This is a genomic window from Comamonas sp. Y33R10-2 (assembly GCF_019355935.1).
In the GTDB taxonomy this organism is placed as follows: Bacteria; Pseudomonadota; Gammaproteobacteria; order Burkholderiales; family Burkholderiaceae_C; genus Comamonas.
The window spans coordinates 17,278-39,684 of sequence record NZ_CP079925.1; the positions used below are offsets into that span (position 1 = coordinate 17,278).

Here is a 22,407-nt window from a genome sequence, read left to right on the forward strand (position 1 = left end):
TTGAGCTTGCTCAACGCTCACGGAGTGCCTCGCTGGCCTTATTTAAAGGCTTTGTGAGATAATTCCAAATTGTTTTTTGCCCTGTGCGAATATCTGCGGTAGTCACCATGCCGGGTCCAATAGGGAGCCGCTGGCCAGCACTGTTAACCAAAGCATCCGAAGCCGTTCGGACTATGACCCGGTAGTAAACGATTTCAGGCTTGACCTCATCGCGCATAGTGTCTGGTGCAATGGTGCTAACTTTACCGTTAAGGCCTCCGTAAATGGAGTAGTCATAGGCGGTTATTTTAATTAAAGCATCCTGACCTGGATGAATAAATGCAATATCACGTGGAGAAATGCGCACCTCGATCAGTAATTGGTCACCAATAGGAACCAGAGTCATTACATTGCCATTGGGAGGTATAACACCTCCAATCGTCGTAACATCAAGCGCTTTGACAATTGCACGCACAGGCGCTTGCAAGGTGGCTCTATCCAACGTATCTGTTCGACCACGGACAACGGACTGCAGTGATTTGACCTCCTCATCAGCCTTAGCTAGATCTTCTCGAGCCTTGACCATGTAACTAGAGCGAGCCTCTGAAATCTTCAAATCTAAATCTGCTCTTTGTCGCTGTAAACGAATGAACTCGACATTACTAGCAGCACCACTGGCGAGTAGAGAGTTCGTGATATCAAGCTCCTTGCGCACCAATGCGACGGCCTGGTTAAGGCCTGAGAGAGTTTCATTTAAGCCATTACGGCGGGAACGCAGCAATGCGGTTTCAGAGCTAATGAGTAGAGGAAAATCATTGAGCTCTGCAGGAAAATTAGGAGTGTCTCGTCCCTCAACCTCCGCCCTTAAACGAGCGCTGGCTGCCAATGCCGCACGATAGCGTGCCGCAGTTTCTTCGACATTTGACTCGCCGCGGGTTGGGTCCAGCTTAGCCAGTACTTGGCCCTTTTCTACAGTCTGCCCCTCTTGGACAAGTAACTCGGCCAGAATACCGCCCTCAAGCGATTGAATGCGCTGTTCTCTTGATGTAGGAATTACCTGGCCAGAGCCACTGGAAACCTCATCGATTTCAAAAAACATGGCCCAAGCCAGAAACAATAGAACAAAAATAGCAAGGATCCAGACAACACGGCCAGAATGACTGGCGCTGACTTCATCCATATCATGCAAGGACACAAGGGCAGCTTTAGAGCTGAGGTGAGGTGCTTCGCTTTCCGAACCTTTAACGGGTAGTTTGAACTGCTTCATAAAGACTCCCCGCTAACCTTTTTGTGCGTAGCAGCAGGTTCTGTCCCTTGGCGTAAGCGTTCAAGTATGGTGTCGCGCGCGCCATCCAAGACAACGGCTCCATTGTTCACCACGACGATGCGATCTACAGCCTGAAGTAGGGCAGGTCTGTGAGTTGCAACAACCAAGGTACATTGCGGTGCAAATTGGCGCAGCTGAGCAATAACTTCCTGCTCAGCGACTTCATCAAGTGATGCTGTGGGTTCATCCAGCAATAACACACGAGGGTTGCGCAACATTAACCTAGCCAGTAGAAGACTTTGGCGCTGACCTCCTGATAAACCAACCCCACCTTCCATAACGCGGTGATCCAAGCCAGTTTCTAGCTTGCGGACAAAATTCCAGGCTCCTGTTGCTTTGAGCACCTTGATGATCTCTGTATCCGTAGCATGAGGAGAACCGAGCAAAAGGTTCTCGCGCAGGCTGCCGTAAAACAGGCGAGCGTTCTGAGTGAGGAGTGCTACATCACGGCGTACATCTGCTGGATCGATATGGCACAACGTCACATCATCAAGAGAGACTTTGCCGCTCAGTGGCTCTTGTAAACCAGACAGTGCTTGAAGAAGTGTTGATTTCCCCGCTCCATTACGACCCAAAATCGCGATGCGTTCACCTGGCTCGATTCGCAGTTGCTTAACATTTAAAGCAGGGATCTTTCCGTCATAGCTGAACACTGCCTGAGTTAGCTCATAACGACCATCAATGAGCGAGCGGTGGATACGGCTGCCATCGCTAGGGTTGTCCAAGGGGAGCTGCATGAGCTGGTCTAGACCATTGGCAGCGATTTTGGCTTGTTGCCAGCGATTGAGAACCCCTGTAACGCTGGATAGTGGGGCCAGCATACGGCTGGACAAAATGGAGGCAGCAACCAATACACCGGTACTCATCTCCCCAGACATCACCATCGGAGCGCCAAAAAATACAACAAAGGCAAATGCACTACCTTGTACTGTTTGCATCCAGTTATTGAGGTTGTTGAGCAGGTCACGTAGTTTCAAACCTGATTCGGCATTCACCGCGTTGTAATGATTCCACTGATTCTGAAAGCGTGGCTCCGCTTGTAGCAACTTTATGTCTTCGATACCCTGCACGGCCTCTACCAACATGGCGTTGCGCAGTGCGGCCTCTCGCATGCTCGCCTGTGCCAAAGTGCGCAAGCGTTTTTGCGCTAGCAAACTGGGCAGTAAAAGGAGAACAAATGCAGCAAGAGGAACCCAGACAAGCCAGCCTGCTATCATCCAGAAAATAGCGCAAAAGAGAATAAAAAAGGGTACATCCGCTACGGCAGTAACCGTGGTCGATGTCAGCATTTCGCGAACAGGCTCTAGCTCTCTAATCTGCGAAACAAAAGTCCCTGTCGCTTGAGGTCGAGCGCTGTTTCGTACCCGCAATGCGTGCCCGAAAACTCTGTCAGAAATACGTAGATCAGCGCGTTTTCCCAGTAAGTCCGTAACCGTCATACGCGCACTGCGCATGACCCATGAAAAAACAATGGACAGCAAAACACCACCAAACAGAACGTATAGCGTTGGCGTAGATTGAGCCGGTACTACACGGTCATAAATCTGCATGGAGAACAAAATGCCGCCCAAGGCCATCAAATTGGTTACCAGTGAGGCGAGCAAAATATGAAAGTACGGCCGTAAATCAGAGAACACAATGTCTCTCAGCCAGTGTTGCTTGACGGGGCGAATGTAGTCATCCACACGAGAATCCGCAACTGACTGAATAGGCCGTAGCACTGCCATGAGCTGTAACTCGGGCTGCAATTGAGCAACGCTACGCACGGTTTCAGCGCCTTTGTCGCCACTGAAAATAATGCGTAAACCATATTGGGCAATGGCCGCAATGACGGCAACCTGGCCGTCTTTAAGTTGCACCACAACCGGCAAGCGCCAAGGACTCAATTCATCAAGCTTTGGGGCCACCTCATGGAGTGTCATGCCCGCTTGCTGTGAAATCTGGCGTACAGCTTCTTGCATGTCAAAGGTATCTTTTCCCGTACCTTGCCAGCTTGCTGATACACGTAGACGTTCACGTGAAGTGTCAATTTGATAGTGGGAAGCAACCGTCAGTATGGCGTCTACCCAGCCATCAAGGGCGATCATACGGGTACGAACTTCGGTTGTGGTCGGCTTATCTGCCGCTGGCTTTAGCAAGGGCGGTGTGGCCTTGTCTGATGAATCCGGAGATTGATCGGCCATAAAGTCCTTGGTATTCATCGCACGCCCCCTTGCGCGACGACAGGCTCAGGCAGTTCAAAGACCGTGCGCATACGACCGCTTTGATACAGGCACTCGACTGCCAAGCGCTGTATTTCATAGAAGCTCTCGACACGATCCAGATTGGCGATGTGGTATTCCTGCTCGGCATTGAGCAGATCTAACAACGAGCGCGTACCTAGTTGAAGGTACTGCTCGCGGTACAAATCGCGCGTAGTACGAATACTGGAAATTCGTGCATCAATTACCGGGGCACGCTGTTGTTGACCCACTGTCTGGGCGAATGCATCTTGCAGTGTTTGTTGAGCCTGAAATTGGGCATATGCGACCGCAGAGTCGGCTGCATCTAAAGCATGCGCGGCAGCACGTTGACGAGCCTGATTGCGACCACCTTCGTACAAAGGTGCGCTCAAATTAAGCATGATTCTTGTATCCAGCTCGCTGTAGCCAACAGGGCGAGATCCGTTGCTCAATCCGCGCGCGACAGAACCATCAAGCGACAAAGTAGGCTTGAGTTGGGCATCTGCAGCCTTCAGATCTGCCTTAGCTAGGTCTCGCTGTCCAATCGCTTTGAGCACTGCCGCAGGTAGCAAGGCATCTGGACCATTGCTTGCTGAGCAAGCTAGAGGTAATGCTGAAGGCAATTCACTGCTGACGAGTGGTAATTCTTTGGCCCCTATCAAATACATCAAGCGTACGCGCCAGCGCTGGGCTTGAGCTGAGTAATTAATAGCTGTAGCCGCTGCAGATTCAACGCGAGATTGGGCTTGTACAGAATCTGATTTGGTACTGGCTCCCTTGATCTGACGCTCTAGCGCCAGATCGGCTAAAGCCTTGACTCCAATTACTTGAGCGTTGGCCACCTCGACGAGAGCTTGCTGCCGACGCACTTCTACCCATGCCAAGGCTGTCTCGCGCGCCACATCTTCAGAAGACAGTTGAACCTGAGCTTGTGCGGTGGAGACGGTAGCTTCGGCCTGCTGAACTGCGCTGTCTACTTTGCCGAAGTCATAGATCATCTGGGACACCGAAATGCGGGCATCATAAATATGACGTGAGCTATAGGGAGCGATGACGTTATTGCTGGTCTGAGAGCCAATGCCGCCACTCACTTGTGGCTTGTAGCCTGCTTTTGCCACGGCAATACCTTCATCCGCACCTAGCAATTGTCCTTGTGCCAGGCGCACAGAGGGATGCCAAGCAACAGCGGCTTGAACAGCCGCAGCCATGCTCATGCCGCTATTTTTTGCCTCAGTTTTGGCAAGCTCTTCAGCATTGCTTAGCCCTGTAAGTGCACACAAAAACAGCGTCGCGAGCAATACAGGACTTCTGGCAAAAAATGACGATAAATTCGTCTGCATAAGCATCAACTCCAAATAGAGTCTTGCAGCAAGGCCACGCTAAAAGCTTTCGGTGGCGCCTTGCTAGCTTTTTTAAACCTTAGATGGGTGGATTGGAGTACAGCAAATCATCTTCCAGCGTAGTCGCTGTCAGCATTGACGTGTCTGCCATCGCCTTATCATTTGGCGTGGAGCCGGATGCTCCCCCCCTGAATCTGTCAACAGATCAATTCCCTGAGTTTGCTCACCTGACTTAGCAGTACCTAGTACATCAGATAGCTTTGGCAATTCGTCAGTACCTTCGGAGTCGTCATCTGAAGCAGATAAAGTATCCAAGGAGTCCAGTTTCAGAAGGGGTGCTGCCATGAATGTAGAGGCAGGCTGGTTACCGAATACACCAGGGCTGCTAGCGTCATCAAGTGTCAGCGGTGTGCCGTCGTCATCCGATGTCACACTGTCATTCGCTGCTATGGGGGTAACACTGGCAGGCGCAACCGTGATGGTGCTGATCGCAACGTTTGAGTCGATATCGCCATCATTAACAGTCACTTCAATGATTCGATTGGAAGCATCGGGGTTTACCGATGTGTTCTCAAACGTAATGCCCTCGATCGCATCTGCGTAAGCACTCTTGGTGGCCGAGCCTGTCAAAGTCACGATAACTTTGCTTGGATCTGACGTATCAATTGTGTAAGTGACGCCTGTAGGGATTTTTGATGCATCTACAGCAAGAACGTCACCGGCCTTGGCATTGGTCAGAACAATGGACGCACTTTCGATATTTGTGTCGTCTTCGTCACTCACTGCGGCTGCAGATGAGGCGATAGAAACACTGCCGCCACCTTCGGTGAAAGCTGTCTCATAGCTACCAGACATGTCATAGAGCGCAATATCGACTTGCTCATTGGTCGGCGAGTTCTGCGTGATGGTAATTGTTGCAGCATTGAGAGGCAGATCATCCAAGAATACGGTACGCCCTTGGCTAGTGCCGTTGTTAGCTACAACAACAGAGGTAGGTGTTGTGTGCGTAATCTCGTTGAAACCTAAAAAATTCGGTTTTGCGTCTGTAGTGTATTGACCAAGAATATCGAAATAATTGCTTAAATCAATCAACGTTCCACTTGCATCGTATGCCTGAACAGTCAATGTGGCGCCCACCCCCAAATCACCCAAAACTAAACCTAAGTGGGCAATATCGTTATAGCCACCCAAGTTGATGGTATAGGTCGCAGTCCCATTGCTTAAAGGCTTTATGGCCAAAAAATCAACAGAAGTGTCAGGTAACGGGAAGGTGTCAGTGCCATTGCCGGACGAATCGTTGTCATAGGTGTTGGTTAGGAGAAATCGGTAATTAGGATCGCTGTCAACAGAGGTTACCGTGATCGAGCCTTTAACAGGGTCGTTGTAAACGAAGCCGGATGCGCCATCTAGCGCGAACTGCAGCGATGATGAATCCAAAGCCACCATGGGAGCATTGTTCACAGGCGCTACAGTGATGTTCAACGTTCCTACGTCACTCAAAACCCCATCGGTCAAGGTGTAGTCAACAGAGTCAACTCCAGTGAACTGTGGGGGTGGTGTATAGGTATAGTTGCCGTCCGCAGTGATCTCAATCGTGCCACCCTGAGTCGTTTTGAAAGTACCCGGCTGAGCAGACAAACTATCTCCATCAAGGTCCGTATCGTTAGCTAACAGGCTTGTTGTTGAGGTAAATGCAATGCCCTCGTTTGTAGTAATACTGTCATCTATAGCTACAGGCGCATCGTTGATGGGATCTACGGTAATCGTCAGCGTACCGATATCGCTGAGCGTGCCATCGGTCACGGTGTAATCCACCGTATCAGTGCCATTGAAGTTGGCTGGAGGCGTATAGGTGTAGCTGCCGTCTGCAGCAATCACGATCGTGCCACCTGCAGTGGTCGTGAAGGTACCCGGAACAGCGGTCAATGGGTTGCCATCCGCATCTGTATCGTTGGCAAGCAAACTCACTGTCGAGTTAAACGACGTGTCTTCAGTTGCCGTGATGCTGTCATCTACTGCGACAGGCGCATCATTGACGGGATTTACCGTCACAGGGATGTCCACCGTCGTGACTCCACCCTTTCCATCATCCACGGTCACCGTAAAAGTGTCTGAGCCGTTGTAGTTGGCATTAGGTGTGTAGTTAAACGAGCCATCAGGATTCACGCTCACCGTGCCATTGCTTGGCGGTGTTGTCAGCGAGAAGGTGGGCGTTCCGCCATCAGGGTCAGTAACCGTGATCTGACCTGTAGCGAGTGTATCTTCGTTAGTCACCACGGCAGGGGCTGATGCGACGGGCGCATCATTAACCGGATTCACCGTGATCGTCAGCGTACCGATGTCGCTCAGCGTGCCGTCGGTCACGGTGTAATCCACCGTATCTGTGCCATTGAAGTTTGCAGGAGGCGTATAGGTATAGCTGCCGTCTGCAGCGATCACAATCGTGCCGCCTGCAGTGGTCGTAAAAGTGCCCGGCACAGCGGTCAATGGGTTGCCATCCGCATCTGTATCGTTGGCAACCAAACTCACGGTCGAGTTCAACGGGGTGTCTTCAGTTGCCGTGACGCTGTCATCTACTGCGACGGGTGCATCATTGACCGGATCGACCGTTATCGTCAGCGTACCGGTGTCGCTGAGCGTGCCATCGGTCACGGTGTAATCCACCGTATCTGTGCCATTGAAATTCGCTGGAGGCGTATAGGTGTAGCTGCCGTCTGCAGCAATCACGATCGTGCCACCTGCAGTGGTCGTGAAGGTGCCCGGAACAGCGGTCAATGGGTTGCCATCGGCATCTGTATCGTTGGCAACCAAACTCACTGTCGAGTTAAACGGCGTGTCTTCAGTTGCCGTGATGCTGTCATCTACTGCGACAGGCGCATCATTGACGGGATTTACCGTCACAGGGATGTCCACCGTCGTGACTCCACCCTTTCCATCATCCACGGTCACCGTAAAAGTGTCTGAGCCGTTGTAGTTGGCATTAGGTGTGTAGTTAAACGAGCCATCAGGATTCACGCTCACCGTGCCATTGCTTGGCGGTGTTGTCAGCGAGAAGGTGGGCGTTCCGCCATCAGGGTCAGTAACCGTGATCTGACCTGTAGCGAGTGTATCTTCGTTAGTCACCACGGCAGGGGCTGATGCGACGGGCGCATCATTAACCGGATTCACCGTGATCGTCAGCGTACCGATGTCGCTCAGCGTGCCGTCGGTCACGGTGTAATCCACCGTATCTGTGCCATTGAAGTTTGCAGGAGGCGTATAGGTATAGCTGCCGTCTGCAGCGATCACAATCGTGCCGCCTGCAGTGGTCGTAAAAGTGCCCGGCACAGCGGTCAATGGGTTGCCATCCGCATCTGTATCGTTGGCAACCAAACTCACGGTCGAGTTCAACGGGGTGTCTTCAGTTGCCGTGACGCTGTCATCTACTGCGACGGGTGCATCATTGACCGGATCGACCGTTATCGTCAGCGTACCGGTGTCGCTGAGCGTGCCATCGGTCACGGTGTAATCCACCGTATCTGTGCCATTGAAATTCGCTGGAGGCGTATAGGTATAGCTGCCGTCTGCAGCGATCACGATCGTGCCACCTGCAGTGGTCGTGAAGGTGCCCGGAACAGCGGTCAATGGGTTGCCATCGGCATCTGTATCGTTGGCAACCAAACTCACTGTCGAGTTAAACGGCGTGTCTTCAGTTGCCGTGACGCTGTCATCTACTGCGACGGGTGCATCATTGACCGGATCGACCGTAATCGTCAGCGTACCGATGTCGCTGAGCGTGCCATCGGTCACGGTGTAATCCACCGTATCTGTGCCATTGAAGTTTGCAGGAGGCGTATAGGTATAGCTGCCGTCAGCAGCGATCACGATCGTGCCGCCTGCGGTGGTCGTGAAAGTACCCGGAACAGCGGTCAGAGGGTTTCCGTCTGCATCCGTATCGTTGGCAACCAAACTCACGGTTGAGTTAAACGGCGTGTCTTCGGTAGCTGTCACGCTGTCATTGACTGCGACAGGGGCATCGTTGACAGGATTCACCGTGACAGGAACTTCCACAGTCGTTGTGCCGCCATGGCCGTCATCGACGGTCACCACAAACGAATCACTACCGCTGTATCCAGGCTTTGGTACATATTCAAAAGTACCGTCGGACTTCATCACGACCTCTCCGTGGGCCGGTGGTGTGGTGACTTTGTAAGTCAACGGATTTCCATCAGGGTCTGTGGCCGTGATTTTTCCGGGAACTCGTCCACCTTCATTCAGGCTGAGAGGGGTAGTTGTCGCGGATGGGGCTTGATTAGCTTTTGGCGAAGGGCTGCCGCCGCTTGAGCCACCGCTGCTGGAGAGGCCCAGTACACCCAATGCAGCTAGTCCGGCAAAAACGCCACCAAGTAATCCTGATTCGTGCAGCGGAACAATCGGGTTGTCAGTCCATTCAATCTCTGTGAAATGGAAATATGACCAAGGTGACGTGTATTGACCCCACCAGAGTACGCCGAAATCATCCAGCAACACCAAGTCACTACGCAGACCATTGGCATCAATCACAAAAAAATCGTGGATTACGACTGATTGCCCATTCTTTAGCACCAAGGTCAGGTCGTTGCCATGACGCTCAAATTTCGCAACTTTCTCAGGCGCAATTTCCAATTTGATGATCGACGGTTTATCGAGCTTAAGATTCTCAATAAATACGTTTTTCTGTACTTGATTGTCCGCTTTTGTAACGATGCTGGTGGATAACATGATTGACATTTCTATTGAATTAATAATCCACTAACTAAATCTATGCCTCTCTGTGTAGAGGGGGATGTAGCCCATGAAGAATCAATTCAAATAGGCGTGTCTGGTGATAGTTAGCGCTAACATTAGATCATTGCGCCATTAATTAAAGTTAACCGAGTGGTTATTTTCAATGTTAAAAATTGAAAAATAAACAATTGTGGATTGAATCCTTTTGGATTGGATTAGTAGTTTTAAAGATACGTTTTGATGTGCTTTTATTACACTATTGACATTTAATTTGAAGTTTCGGGTTTTGTTTGAAGAAGTGATTTCGTCTGATATCAATTGCAGTCAATGAGCTTTTCGTGAAAATTCCTCTCGCAAAGAAAGTTGCATCAGCGACAAATTTGGGTAGCCAGATTTAGTGATTTTTTGTTTCGATCTGAGCTAGATGGTTTTGCTCAGCACCCGCTGATGAAAACCCGTTTGGCTGTCTGTCGCTGAGCCACCACGCTCAACTTATGTGCATACCCAATGGCATATGTATTTCAGTCATGAGACCGCCACAAGTTCAACTCATGCGCAGCTTGTGTCTCTTGTTTGTGCTCGGCCCTCTATGCTGGCTTTCGCTTGTTAAAAGCGTTGCGTAGTTCGCTGGTGCATGTACGTACTAGGCGGAGCATGCTCAAGTGCGAAGAAATTTCTCTCAAGCAATTGCTACGTACGTGCGACAAGCGGTGGGTTAGCTCAATGCTTGCAGTTCTACAATGGAGCGACTCCATCAAGCTCATGCTCCACGTATTCCAGATGAGACTTGCCTCGTATAAATGGAGGCTCAGTAGCACCTAGGCGCTCGATGAGCAATTGAGTTCGGCTTTTCAAATGCCAGAAACTGCCTCTTCTGTGTTTTCGGCGTTTTTGTCAAAATTTTTTAGAGGTCTAGCTACTACTTTTAGTGACCTAAGAGCGGTTAGTACCACCCAGCAAACCGCGAAGGTTTGCGTTTGAGAAGAGGCGAGAAGCTGCAGGGCGTACATAAGTACGACAAGGCGAAGCCGCGACGTATCAAGGGTGGTGTTCGCAGCTCCAAATGCCGCCAGACTTCACCTAGCTTCAAACATGATGATCAGTTACACCATCAGCGACCTTGCCAAAGAGTTCGACCTCACGACGCGAGCGATTCGTTTTTATGAAGATATGGGTTTGTTGCAGCCAGAGCGCTCTGGCACGGGAGGGCGAAATCGCGTGTATTCGCCCAGAGACCGCACACGTCTGCGGCTGACGTTGCGAGCCAAACGGTTGGGTTTATCGCTTTCCGAGGCTAAGGAAATTATTGATATGTATGACAGCCCACGCGACACAGGCGTGCAGCTGCGTAAATTCTTGGATGTACTCGCGTTGCACCGTAAGCAGCTTGAAGGACAGATGGCAGACTTACAGGTAACTTTGGATGAGGTGCGTGAGCAGGAGAAAGAGGCCCGCTCCCTCCTAGATGAAAGTGAGAGAGACAGTGCTGCATAATTGACGTTTACGTAAACGTCAATTCATCTGTTTGCCAAAGAAAAGCCACTGATGTGCGCTAGCAATGCTGACTTGTTTATGGAGCAGAAGTACGCAACCCCATGAAGTGTGTGCAGCAGTGCGAGAGTAAGAAAAATTAGAGATTAAAAACTGAGATCCGCCAGACCTATACCTACAGGAGACAACCATGAGCCTTGCCAATCTGCCAGGACTGAACTTTCAGCTCGGTGAAGATATTGATGCGCTGCGTGATGCAGTTCGTGATTTTGCGCAGAGTGAGATTGCGCCGCGTGCGGCTGAGATTGATCGCACTGATCAGTTTCCCATGGATGTTTGGCGCAAGTTTGGCGAGCTAGGGGTGTTGGGTATCACCGTTTCTGAGCAATACGGCGGCGCCAACATGGGTTACCTCGCACACATGATTGCGATGGAAGAAATTTCCCGTGCCAGTGCCTCTGTTGGTCTGTCTTACGGCGCGCATAGCAATTTGTGTGTGAATCAGATCAATCGCAACGGCACAGAGTCACAAAAGGCCAATTACCTGCCCAAGCTGATCAGCGGTGAACATGTGGGAGCTCTCGCTATGAGCGAACCCGGCGCTGGTTCTGACGTCATCAGCATGAAACTTAAAGCTGAGGATAAGGGCGGTTACTACCTGCTCAATGGCAGCAAGATGTGGATTACCAATGGGCCAGACGCAGACACGCTAGTGGTCTATGCCAAGAGCGAGCCTGAAATGGGCGCACGCGGGGTCACAGCGTTCTTGATCGAGAAGGGCATGCCTGGTTTTTCGATTGCGCAAAAGCTCGATAAGCTGGGCATGCGCGGCAGTCACACCGGGGAGTTGGTGTTTCAGAACGTGGAAGTGCCGGCTGAAAACATCTTGGGCGGCCTGAATATGGGTGCCAAGGTTTTGATGAGCGGGCTCGATTATGAGCGAGCAGTGCTAACGGGCGGCCCTCTTGGCATTATGCAAAGCGTGATGGATAACGTCGTTCCCTACATCCATGATCGCAAGCAGTTTGGTCAGAGCATTGGTGAGTTTCAGCTCATTCAAGGCAAGGTTGCAGATATGTATACCGTGCTGCAAGCGGGCCGCTCGTTTGCCTATACGGTCGCTAAAAACCTCGATCTTCTGGGAACTGACCATGTTCGTCAGGTTCGCAAAGATTGCGCCAGCGTCATCCTCTGGTGTGCTGAGAAGGCGACTTGGATGGCCGGTGAGGGAGTGCAAATCTATGGCGGCAATGGGTATATCAACGAGTATCCACTCGGGCGCCTCTGGCGAGATGCGAAACTCTATGAGATTGGTGCCGGCACCAGCGAAATTCGCCGCATGTTGATTGGGCGCGAATTGTTCGCTGAAACCTGTTGAGACAGCAGACGCCGCGCCATTCTTTCAACCACTAAAAACAAGGATAGTTTTATGTCAACGACCTCCATCGACGATCTGTTTGCCCATAACCGTGAGTGGGCAGACCAGATGGAACGTGATCGTCCAGGTTTCTTTACCGGACTAATGGCGCAGCAAAAGCCTAAGTACATGTGGATTGGTTGTTCGGACAGCCGAGTCCCTGCGAACCAGATTACGGGTCTGGAGCCCGGTGAAGTGTTCGTACACCGCAACGTGGCCAATGTGGTGGTGCCCAGCGATCTGAACTGCTTATCCACCATTCAGTACTCGGTAGATCATTTGAAGATCGAGCACTTGATGGTAGTGGGTCACTATGGCTGCGGCGGTGTGTATGCGGCGCTGAACAATCTACGTCTGGGACTGGTGGATAACTGGACTCGCCACGTGCGTGATGTGCGTGACAAGCACATCGACTTGCTGGAAAGCATTTCTACTCAGTACCGTCACGATGCGCTGTGCGAGCTCAATGCCATTGAGCAGGTCGTCAACGTGGCCCAATCTACGGTAATGCAGGACGCATGGGCGCGTGGCCAGAAGGTCACGCTGCACGGATGGTGCTATGGCTTGAACAACGGTCACATCACCAATCTTGAAATGACGGTGCCTGATGTTGCCGGTATGCAAGAAGTTCACAAACGCGCGGTTGAAAAAGTCGCAAACCGCAAGCGCGGCTGATTGCCACATTCGGGAAATAGAGTTGCAGAGCTGGATAGAGGTCTAGGCCGAATCCAGCCGCATTGATGGATCTGACCACTGATGGGTCGAACGACTGATTAGCCATGTTTCCGCAACGACTGGATGCTCCTCAAGCCTATGCGATTGCTCAGGCTCTTATGCATGGCTTCAACCTGTACTACCGCATGTTCAATGCGGTGGCTGCCAATGCCAAGCAGCACTTTGAGGCGATGGACTGGCAAGGCCAGCAACAAGCTCAGCGCGAGCGCATAGAGCTTTATGAGCAGCAGGTGCGAGCCTGTATTGAGCAGCTAGAGGCGAAGTTTGCGACTAGCCAGCAATCTATGGCAGTGTGGCAGCAGGTCAAGCTGCACTACATAGGCTTGATGATTGATCACCTGCAGCCTGAGCTGGCGGAGACTTTTTTCAACTCCGTCACCACCAAAATTCTGCACCGCACGCACTTTCAGAACGACTTCATCTTTGTGCGCGCCGCTGTTAGCACCGAGTATTTGGAGAACCCTGATCCCGTTGCGGTTCCCACGTATCAGGCCTATTACCCCGGCACGTTGGAGCAGTTGGAAGGCGCGCTGCAAACCGCATTAGAGCAACTGCAGCTGCTCGGCTCCTTTGAGGATTTGCCTCGCGATGTGCACCTGCTGGCAGAGCGCGTGCGTGACAAGCTGGCAGGGCTGACGCTGCGAGCCAACTTCCAAATTCAGCTGCTATCGAGCCTGTTCTACCGCAACAAGGGCGCGTATTTGGTGGGCAAGATCATCACCGGCTACACCGAGCTGCCACTGGCTATTCCCATCTTGCACGGGCACAAAGGCCAGCTCATCTTGCACGCCGCCTTGTTTGGTGAAGATGATCTGCATGCGCTGTTTAGCTTTGCGCGTGCTTATTTCATGGTACACATGGAAGTGCCTAGCGCCTATGTGAGCTTTTTACGCAGCCTTATGCCGCGCAAGCCGCGCGCTGAAATTTACAACGCACTTGGGCTGGCCAAGCAGGGCAAGACGCTTTTCTACCGCGACTTTTTGCACCACCTACGCCACTCTACTGATCAGTTGCGCATTGCCCCAGGTATCAAGGGATTGGTCATGCTGGTGTTTGATCTTCCCAGCTTTCCCTATGTCTTCAAGCTTATCAAAGACCGCATAGCTAGCAGCAAAGATGTGACGCGTGAGCAGGTCAAGGCCAAGTATCAGCTGGTCAAGCAGCACGATCGCGGCGGCCGTATGGCGGACACCATGGATTACAGCCTGGTGTCCTTCCCCCGCAGCCGCTTTAGCGAAGAACTGCTGACCGAGTTGCAGGCGCAGGCACCCGACCAAATCGAGATCAGCGACCGCGATGGTGATGGTCAAGAAGAGGTCATCATTAGCCACCTCTACATTGAACGCCGCCTGGTGCCGCTGAATCTGTTTTTGATGGAGTGCCTTGCTGAGGCCGATACCAAACCCGAGCGCCGTGCTGCCATGGAACGCGCCATTTTTGAGTATGGCAACGCCATTAAGGATTTAGTGGCCACCAATATTTTTCCGGGCGATATGTTGTGGAAAAACTTTGGCGTGACGCGCGGCGGAAAAGTCGTTTTTTATGACTACGACGAAATTGAATATCTGACTGACTGCAACTTCCGTAACGTGCCCCAGCCGCGCAATGAGGAAGAAGAAATGTCTAGCGACATTTGGTATTCGGTAGGGCCTAAGGATGTGTTTCCTGAAACCTTTGGCCCTTTCCTGTTGGGCCACCCCGCAGTGCGCGATATCTTCATGCGTCACCACGCGGATTTGCTGGAAACCGACTTCTGGTGCAGCCATCAAATCCGTATTCGTGATGGCCACTTCGTCGATGTGTTCCCCTATGAGCGCAGCCGCTTTTTGCATAAAGGCGATGTAGGGCTGGACACGAACTCTGTAAATACTCCCGCTAATAGCCTCAGCTGAAGGGGCAGACCGTACCTATCCATCTTTGAAGGAGACAAGCCGTGCATCAAGACCCCGTAGTGATCGTCAGCGCAGCCCGCACCCCCATGGGCGCATTTCAAGGTGATTTTTCCGATTTAGTGGCTCACGATCTAGGTGGCGTCGCCATCAAGGCCGCAGTTGAGCGCGCAGGCATCAAACCTGAACTGGTAGAAGAAGTGCTGTTTGGCAACTGCCTGATGGCGGGTCAAGGTCAGGCCCCGGCGCGTCAAGCCGGCTTCAAAGGCGGCTTGCCGCAAAGCACAGGGGCGGTCACGCTTTCCAAAATGTGCGGCGCAGGCATGGAGGCGACGCTGCTGGCCCACGACCAGCTCATCGCAGGCAGCCGTGATGTGATGGTGGCCGGTGGTATGGAAAGCATGACCAATGCCCCTTACCTGCTGAAGAAAGGCCGTGGTGGCTACCGCATGGGCCACGACAAGATTTTTGACCACATGATGCTCGATGGTCTGGAGGACGCCTATGAAGCGGGCCGATCCATGGGTACTTTTGGCGAAGACTGCGCTGCCAAATACAGCTTTAGCCGCGAGGCACAAGACGCCTTTGCTATCGCCAGCGTGCAGCGCGCTCAGGCAGCAGCTCAAAGCGGTGCGTTTGATGCTGAGATCACACCCGTCACGCTTAAAACCCGCAAGGGCGATGTGACAGTGAGCGTGGACGAAGGTCCGGCCAAGGCCAAGCTGGACAAAATCACCAGCCTCAAACCTGCTTTCAAGAAAGACGGCACCATCACTGCAGCGTCGAGCTCCAGTATCAATGATGGTGCTGCAGCGATGGTGCTGATGCGTGAATCGACGGCCAAGCAACTGGGCTGCAAGCCGTTGGCACGCATCGTCTCTCATGCCATGTTTGCGCAGGCGCCTGAGTGGTTCACCACGGCCCCTGTGGGCGCCACTGAGAAAGCGCTGAAGAAGGCGGGTTGGACGGTGGCTGAGGTAGACCTGTGGGAAATTAACGAGGCTTTTGCTGTCGTTCCCATGGCGCTGATGGCTGAGTTGAAGGTGCCGCACGACAAGGTCAACGTCAACGGCGGTGCCTGCGCGCTGGGTCACCCCATTGGTGCCAGCGGGGCACGCATTTTGGTCACGCTGATTCATGCGCTGCAAGCGCGCGGCAAGAAAAAAGGCTTGGCCACGCTGTGCATTGGCGGCGGCGAGGCAACGGCCATGGCCATTGAGCTGATTTGACATGCTGATCTGGCGCTCTTTGCTCAGAACCGTCGCTGGTTTGCTCTACATTGAGGACATGTTCAACGGCTTGCAGGCTTTGCGCTGAAATTTGCGCTGAGTGTATGTAGCCCACATTGCGGAAACCACCCATGAGCGAAGACATTCACCCGGGCGACAGCCAAATCACTGAGATTCTTGAGCTACAAAAGATCGCCGCCTTTTGGCGCGATTTTTCCAATCAGTTGGGTGAGTTGGAGGCGCTGGGTGAGCATGAATTTGTGGAGCGCGGCAATGAAGTGCTGCAGAAATACGCGCCGGGCTTGAGCTTGGAGGTCGAGGGAAAACTTAAGCAAGCAGGCACCAAACTGGTGATCTCGGCGCGTGGCAATACCGATCAGTTTGAAAGTGCGCAAGCCATAGTGCGCCAAGCGCCGCATTTTGATCACTACAGCGTGCAGGCGTTTCGCAGTCGTGCGCAGATGGATAAAGGTGGCAATTTTGGCATGCGCATGGATGGTTTTGAGCTGACCTGCGCTGATATACGCGTGGCTTACTTCAATGCTGGCGGCATCACCGGGCTCAAGCTTTCATTTGAAAAAAGTATTGCGCCAGACATGCTTGAGCATGCGCAGCACATGGCGTTCATCATGCTTGATCATGTGCTGGGGGAGTGGGACTTTTCAGTGCGCGTTGGCCCGATTGAGTTTGTGGTTCAAGAGAGCGGCGATGTACCCGGTGATGTGCCAGAGGGCGTGCATGGAACAGCACTTTTGTCAGACTTTCCGCCTATTTTTGATGCCTTTATTCGCAATCAGTTGGGACGTACTTATGAGTTTCCACAAGAGGATTGCGACCGCTGGCTTTCTCTGGAGGTTCGCGCTCCCGACGCTGATGAGGATGGCCCGCCTGATACCCTGATCTTTCACGACGGCGCCAATGCCGTGGCTACGCGCGCTGACTTGCCTTACTTTTTTGAGTGGCGCATCAACTTTGAAAGTCAGCAAGAGCTTGACGGGGTGCGTGATGCACACGATGCCTTGGATCGGCATCTCAGCAGCCAGCAGCGCGGCATTTTGGCGTTTTCGCGCATCGAAGAAATGCGCTCCCGTGTTGCTCTTTACTACGTGGAAGATCCGGAGTTCGTCATGCACCTGGCGCAGCAATTAAGTCAGCAGCATGCGCCCATGCATGAGCCGCAGATGATGGTGATGTTTGATCCATCGTGGAACGAATATCTGTCGCTATACACCGCCATTCACCGTCATGACCGCCGCGAAGAGGTCTTGGCTTCATGATCACGTCGCGTGAGCAATTGCAGCAGCTTTATGCCGCACCCAAAGAGTCAGCTCTGCTCAAGCAGCAGTGGGAGCTTGATCGCTACTGCTTGCGCTTTATCGCTTTATCGCCATTTTTTGTGATGGCCACGGGCGGCAGCAATGGCTCTTTGCTAGACGCCTCACCGCGTGGTGGCAAACCGGGCTTCGTCAAAGCACCTGACTCTAATACCTTGCTCATCCCTGATGCGGGCGGCAATAACCGGCTCGACAGCCTGTGCAACTTGGTGGATGACCCGCGTTTAGGTTTGCTGTTTTTGGTGCCGGGTTTTGATGAAACCCTGCGTGTGAATGGAACGGCTCAGTTGCGCGATGAGGCGCATTACACGGCATTGTTTGCCAGCGACCATTTCCGCCCCAAGTTGGTGATTGAGGTGAACGTGCAAGAGGCTTATTTGCACTGCGCCAAAGCCCTGATGCGTTCGCGCTTGTGGAGCGCAGAGACCCAGGTGTCGCGCAATGTGATGCCTTCGCTCAACCAGATCATTCAGTCGCAGATGGGCATTACCACCGAGCCTGAAGCACAGGAGCGGATGGTGGCCCGCTACAAAGCAGTGATAGCGGCCGAGGAAATGAAGAAAAAATAATAGTTTTTGCGCTCAAGTCAATGTGGGATATAGACATCTAGCTATCAATATTGGAGACGATCATGCTGCTCAGTCAAGACCAAGAAATGATCCGCGATGCCATGCGTGATTTTGTGAGTGAGCAAATCACGCCGCACGCCGCGCGCTGGGACAAAGAGCATCACTTTCCCAAAGAGGTTCATCAGGGGTTGGCCGCGCTGGGCGCTTATGGCATCTGCGTGCCTGAGGAACTCGGCGGCGCGGGCATGGACTATTTGAGTTTGGCGCTGGTGTTGGAAGAAATTGCGGTGGGTGATGGCGGCACCAGTACCGTCATCAGCGTGACCAACTGTCCGGTCAACGCCATTTTGATGAAATACGGCAACGCCCAACAGCAAGAATCTTGGCTGCGCCCACTGGCGCAAGGCAAGATGCTGGGAGCCTTTTGCCTGACGGAGCCGCATGTGGGCTCTGACGCTTCAGCGCTGCGCACTACGGCTGTGCGTGAAGGGGATGAGTACGCCATCAACGGGGTAAAGCAGTTCATCACCAGTGGCAAGAGTGGCGATGTGGCCATTGTCATTGCCGTAACGGACAAAGCGGCGGGCAAGAAAGGCATGAGTGCTTTCATCGTGCCAACCAGCAACCCCGGCTACCAAGTTGCTCGGCTGGAGGAAAAACTGGGCCAGCACAGCAGCGATACGGCGCAGATCAATTTTGACGACTGCCGCATTCCCGCAGCGAACTTGATTGGTACAGAAGGCGAGGGCTACAAAATTGCGCTCTCCGCGCTGGAAGGCGGGCGCATAGGCATTGCCGCGCAAAGCGTGGGCATGGCGCGTGCTGCGTTTGAATGCGCGCTGCAATACAGCAAAGAGCGCGAGAGTTTTGGTCAGCCCATCTTCAATCATCAGGCAGTCGGCTTCAGGCTTGCAGATTGCGCTACGCAAATCGAAGCAGCACGCCAGCTCATCTGGCATGCAGCCAGCCTGTGTGATGCGGGGCGGCCTTGTTTAAAAGAAGCGGCCATGGCCAAGCTGTTTGCAAGCGAGATGGCCGAGCGTGTGTGCAGCGCGGCTATCCAGACATTGGGCGGCTATGGCGTGGTGAACGACTTCCCGGTAGAGCGCATTTACCGCGATGTGCGCGTCTGCCAGATTTATGAGGGCACGAGTGACGTGCAAAAAATCCTGATTCAGCGAGCACTTGCGTGATTTTTGCTGACCCAGCTTGTGCCGGGCTGTGCGCAAATGCCCACACTTGTCAACCGCTGCACGCGCAGTTTGTGGTGGGCTAGGGCTAAGCAGGTTGCCGATGTCACAAGCTCTGCCTAGGATGGAGTAAGCGGGGACGAATCGTTAAACTTTAAGGTGCGCCCCAAGAGTTTCTAGTATTTAAAGCAGGAGTCCAGCGCATGCCTTTTGCCCAGGTCAATGGCCAGAACATCTACTACGAAGACACAGGCGGGCGCGGCCCGGCGATCGTGTTCTCGCATGGCTTGCTCATGGATCGCTCCATGTTTGAGCCGCAGATACAGGTCTTGCAGGGCCGCTATCGCTGCATCAGCTGGGACGAGCGAGGTCATGGGCAGACGGCAGATCCAGAGCATTGCGAGTCCTTCACCTATTACGACTCAGCTGATGATTTGGCGGCGCTGCTCAAGCATCTGGGCGTCGAGAAGGCCGTGCTGGTGGGCATGTCGCAAGGCGGCTATTTATCTCTGCGCTGCGCGCTGATTCATCCCGAGGTGGTGGGCGCGCTGGTGCTGATCGATACGCAAGCCATGCTGGAAGACCCAGAGCTGCTGCCGCACCATGAGGCCTTGCTCAAAGCGTGGATGGAGCACGGCTTGTCTGACGATATGGCAAGCACGGTAGAGCATATTGTTCTGGGCCAAGGCTGGGCGGGCGCGGCAGAGTGGCGAGCCAAGTGGAAGCAGGCCTCCCCCCCGAACCTGGGCCAGAGCTTTGTGGCGCTGGCGCTGCGTGATGACATCAGCCCGCGTCTGGCAGAAATCAAGGTGCCAGCGCTGGTCATACATGGCGAGAAAGATGCAGCCATTAGCGTAGAGCGTGCTCGCGCCATGTTCAAAGGCTTGCCGAATGCGCAATGGGTGGATGTGGCGGGCGCAGGGCATGCCGCTAACCTCACGCATCCCGAACCGGTGAATGCTGCGATAGAGCAGTTTCTAAATTCCCTGCACTGAATTTTGCAGCACGAGATTATTAAGACTCACCTAAATCAGCTGCGCTGCGCTTGCGCAAAACCACGGTGATCTGGCCATTGGTCTCAATCGTGGCACGCTCCACATCATGGGCGTTCAAGCAGCCATTGGCGCGCAAGGCTGCGGCCAAGTCTTCCGCAGTGATTTGCTCCTGCGTCATCAAGCTAGGTTGCACCGCACCTTCATGAATGAGTACCTTCGGCTTGCCATTTACTAGCTTGCGCAGGTGGACAAAGTGGTAAGTCAGGCGCGAGAGCAGGGTATGGCAGGAGATCAGCGTGCTGGCGCTGATAAGGCCGCCGATGAGTGAGTTATCGCCTGCGTTCATGGAGTTCTGAACGGCGTTGGAAAGTATCAGTAGCAGTACCAAATCGAAGGGTGCGTACTGTCCCGTTTGGCGCCTGCCGGTGATGCGCAAAAACACCAGTAAAAACAGATAAACAACGACACCGCGAATTACAAATTCCCACCAGGGAACAGCCATAGCCCACATAGACAACTCCTTTGAATTGCTATCACTTTGCGCTTGCCTGCGGGTCTGCACAAGCAAGGCCTGCAAGTCAAGCGTTGGGCTGACAATATCGCATTGCTGGTCACGCTCTTTTTAGAGCAGATAACGAGGTTTTGTGAAAGAAGAATTCAACAAGCTTGACTGCCCATGTGGATGTAAAAATGCCAAAGCCAAGCTGCTGGCCTATGCCGATTGCTGCGGTCGTTATATCGATCATTGGGAGGCCGCGCCAGCGCCTGATGCAGAGAGCCTCATGCGCTCTCGTTACAGCGCTTTTGTGCGTGAAAATGCAGCCTATCTGCAAGCCACATGGCATGAAAGTCAGCGCCCGGCCGATCTTGATTTTGACGCTGCAACCAAATGGTTGGGTCTGGATGTAAAGCATTTCAAGATCACAGGCGAAGATAAGGCCGAGGTCGAATTTGTGGCTCGTTACCGTATCTCTGGCCGTGCCGTGCGCCTGCATGAGCGCAGCCGCTTTGTGCAAGAAGCTGGGCGCTGGTATTACGTGGATGGAGAGCAGTTCTGAGGTGCAGTGTTTCTGCAGCCCTTCGATGCAGCCCTTGGTTGCCATTTACTACATCAAAAAAGTCTCTTGGCCTCATAATCGGGCTTAACTTTTTTCTCTGACCAAAGGTGCCATGAGGCGCCTTTTTTGCATCCAACGATGCGCTGGCGATGTTTTCATGACTGCTTTTGATGCTGTGCTTTTTGACTGTGATGGCGTGCTGGTCGACAGCGAATCCATTACCAACCGCGTGCTGTGCGCCATGCTCAACGAATCGGGCTGGGCCATCAGTCAAGAGCAATGCACGCGCGACTTCATTGGCAAGACTGTGCGCAGCCAAGCCGCAGTGATCGAAGCCCATACCGGCAACCCTTTGACCGATGCATGGATGGCCGAGTTTTACGACCGCCGCAATGCCGCGCTGAACGCCGAATTGGTCGCTATTGATGGAGCGCTGGAAGCGGTTAAACAGGTCCATGCCATGTGCAATGGCCGCATTGCCTGCGCCTCGGGTGCAGACCGCGCCAAGGTGGAGATGCAGCTGACCAAGGTCGGCATGGCTCCATACTTTGAAGGCCATGTTTACAGCGGTCATGAAATGCCGCGCAGCAAGCCCTTCCCTGATGTGTATCTGGCCGCAGCCGACGCCCTGAATGCAGATCCTGCTAAATGCTTGGTGGTGGAAGACACCGTCACCGGCGTGCAGGCGGGTGTGGCGGCGGGCGCAACGGTCTGGGCGTACTTTCCGGCTGATCAGGGTCACGCGACGGCAGAGCAATTGCTAGAAGCTGGAGCGGCTTGTGTGTTTGGCGATATGGGCGACCTTCCAGCAATGTTTGACGCGGTGCGCCAGAGCGCAACTAGTGTTATCGCTGGAGATGGCTACGAGCACGAAATTCAGTAAAAC

16 protein-coding genes and 1 pseudogene are annotated in these 22,407 nt (G+C 53.0%); 11 read left to right on the top strand and 6 right to left on the bottom strand.

Annotated features, from left to right (window positions below):
* Nucleotides 1-10 precede the first annotated feature (10 nt).
* The 5 genes and pseudogenes from KUF54_RS00080 to KUF54_RS17510 form a co-directional block, all read right to left on the bottom strand.
* A complete protein-coding gene (locus tag KUF54_RS00080; RefSeq protein ID WP_219344107.1) occupies nucleotides 11-1,246 on the bottom strand; it encodes an HlyD family efflux transporter periplasmic adaptor subunit in 1,236 nt (411 codons plus the stop codon).
* Complete coding sequence (locus KUF54_RS00085; protein WP_219346202.1) at nucleotides 1,243-3,393, bottom strand: type I secretion system permease/ATPase; 2,151 nt, start codon at nucleotides 3,391-3,393, stop codon at nucleotides 1,243-1,245. The genes KUF54_RS00080 and KUF54_RS00085 overlap by 4 nt, the downstream gene beginning before the upstream one ends.
* 110 nt (nucleotides 3,394-3,503) lie before the next feature.
* Nucleotides 3,504-4,742, bottom strand: coding sequence for a TolC family outer membrane protein (locus tag KUF54_RS00090; RefSeq protein ID WP_219344109.1), 1,239 nt, complete (start codon nucleotides 4,740-4,742; stop codon nucleotides 3,504-3,506).
* 255 nt (nucleotides 4,743-4,997) lie between these two features.
* Nucleotides 4,998-9,377, bottom strand: a complete 4,380-nt coding sequence (locus KUF54_RS00095) for an Ig-like domain-containing protein (protein ID WP_255576404.1) — start codon at nucleotides 9,375-9,377, stop codon at nucleotides 4,998-5,000.
* 90 nt (nucleotides 9,378-9,467) lie between these two features.
* Nucleotides 9,468-9,617 (bottom strand): annotated as a pseudogene (locus tag KUF54_RS17510) (hypothetical protein); the annotation flags it as partial.
* Between the two features lie 1,089 nt (nucleotides 9,618-10,706).
* Here KUF54_RS17510 and KUF54_RS00100 point away from each other — a divergent pair.
* From KUF54_RS00100 to KUF54_RS00140, 9 genes are all read left to right on the top strand, one after another.
* The gene (locus KUF54_RS00100; protein ID WP_219344113.1) at nucleotides 10,707-11,108 is read left to right on the top strand and encodes a MerR family DNA-binding transcriptional regulator; all 402 of its coding nucleotides are present in this window, start codon (nucleotides 10,707-10,709) and stop codon (nucleotides 11,106-11,108) included.
* A 187-nt stretch (nucleotides 11,109-11,295) separates the two neighbouring features.
* Nucleotides 11,296-12,483, top strand: coding sequence for an isovaleryl-CoA dehydrogenase (locus KUF54_RS00105; RefSeq protein WP_219344115.1), 1,188 nt, complete (start codon nucleotides 11,296-11,298; stop codon nucleotides 12,481-12,483).
* A gap of 51 nt (nucleotides 12,484-12,534) precedes the next feature.
* A complete protein-coding gene (gene can / locus KUF54_RS00110) occupies nucleotides 12,535-13,197 on the top strand; it encodes a carbonate dehydratase (RefSeq protein ID WP_219344117.1) in 663 nt (220 codons plus the stop codon).
* A 104-nt stretch (nucleotides 13,198-13,301) separates the two neighbouring features.
* A complete protein-coding gene (aceK, locus tag KUF54_RS00115; protein WP_219344118.1) occupies nucleotides 13,302-15,149 on the top strand; it encodes a bifunctional isocitrate dehydrogenase kinase/phosphatase in 1,848 nt (615 codons plus the stop codon).
* Nucleotides 15,150-15,190: 41 nt separating this feature from the next.
* The gene (locus KUF54_RS00120) at nucleotides 15,191-16,375 is read left to right on the top strand and encodes an acetyl-CoA C-acyltransferase (protein ID WP_219344120.1); all 1,185 of its coding nucleotides are present in this window, start codon (nucleotides 15,191-15,193) and stop codon (nucleotides 16,373-16,375) included.
* Nucleotides 16,376-16,506: 131 nt separating this feature from the next.
* Nucleotides 16,507-17,652 (top strand): hypothetical protein, encoded by a 1,146-nt coding sequence (locus KUF54_RS00125; protein ID WP_219344122.1) that lies wholly within the window; start codon nucleotides 16,507-16,509, stop codon nucleotides 17,650-17,652.
* Nucleotides 17,649-18,278, top strand: coding sequence for an MSMEG_1061 family FMN-dependent PPOX-type flavoprotein (locus KUF54_RS00130; RefSeq protein ID WP_219344124.1), 630 nt, complete (start codon nucleotides 17,649-17,651; stop codon nucleotides 18,276-18,278). Before KUF54_RS00125 ends, KUF54_RS00130 begins: the two co-directional genes overlap by 4 nt.
* A 62-nt stretch (nucleotides 18,279-18,340) precedes the next feature.
* Nucleotides 18,341-19,471, top strand: a complete 1,131-nt coding sequence (locus KUF54_RS00135) for an acyl-CoA dehydrogenase family protein (RefSeq protein ID WP_219344126.1) — start codon at nucleotides 18,341-18,343, stop codon at nucleotides 19,469-19,471.
* 200 nt (nucleotides 19,472-19,671) lie between these two features.
* Nucleotides 19,672-20,463: an alpha/beta fold hydrolase gene (locus KUF54_RS00140; protein ID WP_219344128.1), complete on the top strand. Its 792-nt coding sequence runs from the start codon at nucleotides 19,672-19,674 to the stop codon at nucleotides 20,461-20,463.
* A 19-nt stretch (nucleotides 20,464-20,482) separates the two neighbouring features.
* Here KUF54_RS00140 and KUF54_RS00145 read toward each other — a convergent pair whose 3' ends face one another.
* On the bottom strand, nucleotides 20,483-20,974 hold the full coding sequence (locus tag KUF54_RS00145; protein WP_219344130.1) for a DUF421 domain-containing protein: 492 nt from the start codon (nucleotides 20,972-20,974) through the stop codon (nucleotides 20,483-20,485).
* Between the two features lie 133 nt (nucleotides 20,975-21,107).
* Here KUF54_RS00145 and KUF54_RS00150 point away from each other — a divergent pair, with 133 nt between their 5' ends.
* Nucleotides 21,108-21,521 carry a YchJ family protein gene (locus tag KUF54_RS00150; RefSeq protein ID WP_219344132.1) on the top strand — a complete coding sequence of 138 codons (414 nt, stop codon included), beginning with the start codon at nucleotides 21,108-21,110 and terminating at the stop codon, nucleotides 21,519-21,521.
* A gap of 157 nt (nucleotides 21,522-21,678) precedes the next feature.
* Nucleotides 21,679-22,404, top strand: a complete 726-nt coding sequence (locus KUF54_RS00155; RefSeq protein WP_219344134.1) for an HAD family phosphatase — start codon at nucleotides 21,679-21,681, stop codon at nucleotides 22,402-22,404.
* Nucleotides 22,405-22,407 lie beyond the last annotated feature (3 nt).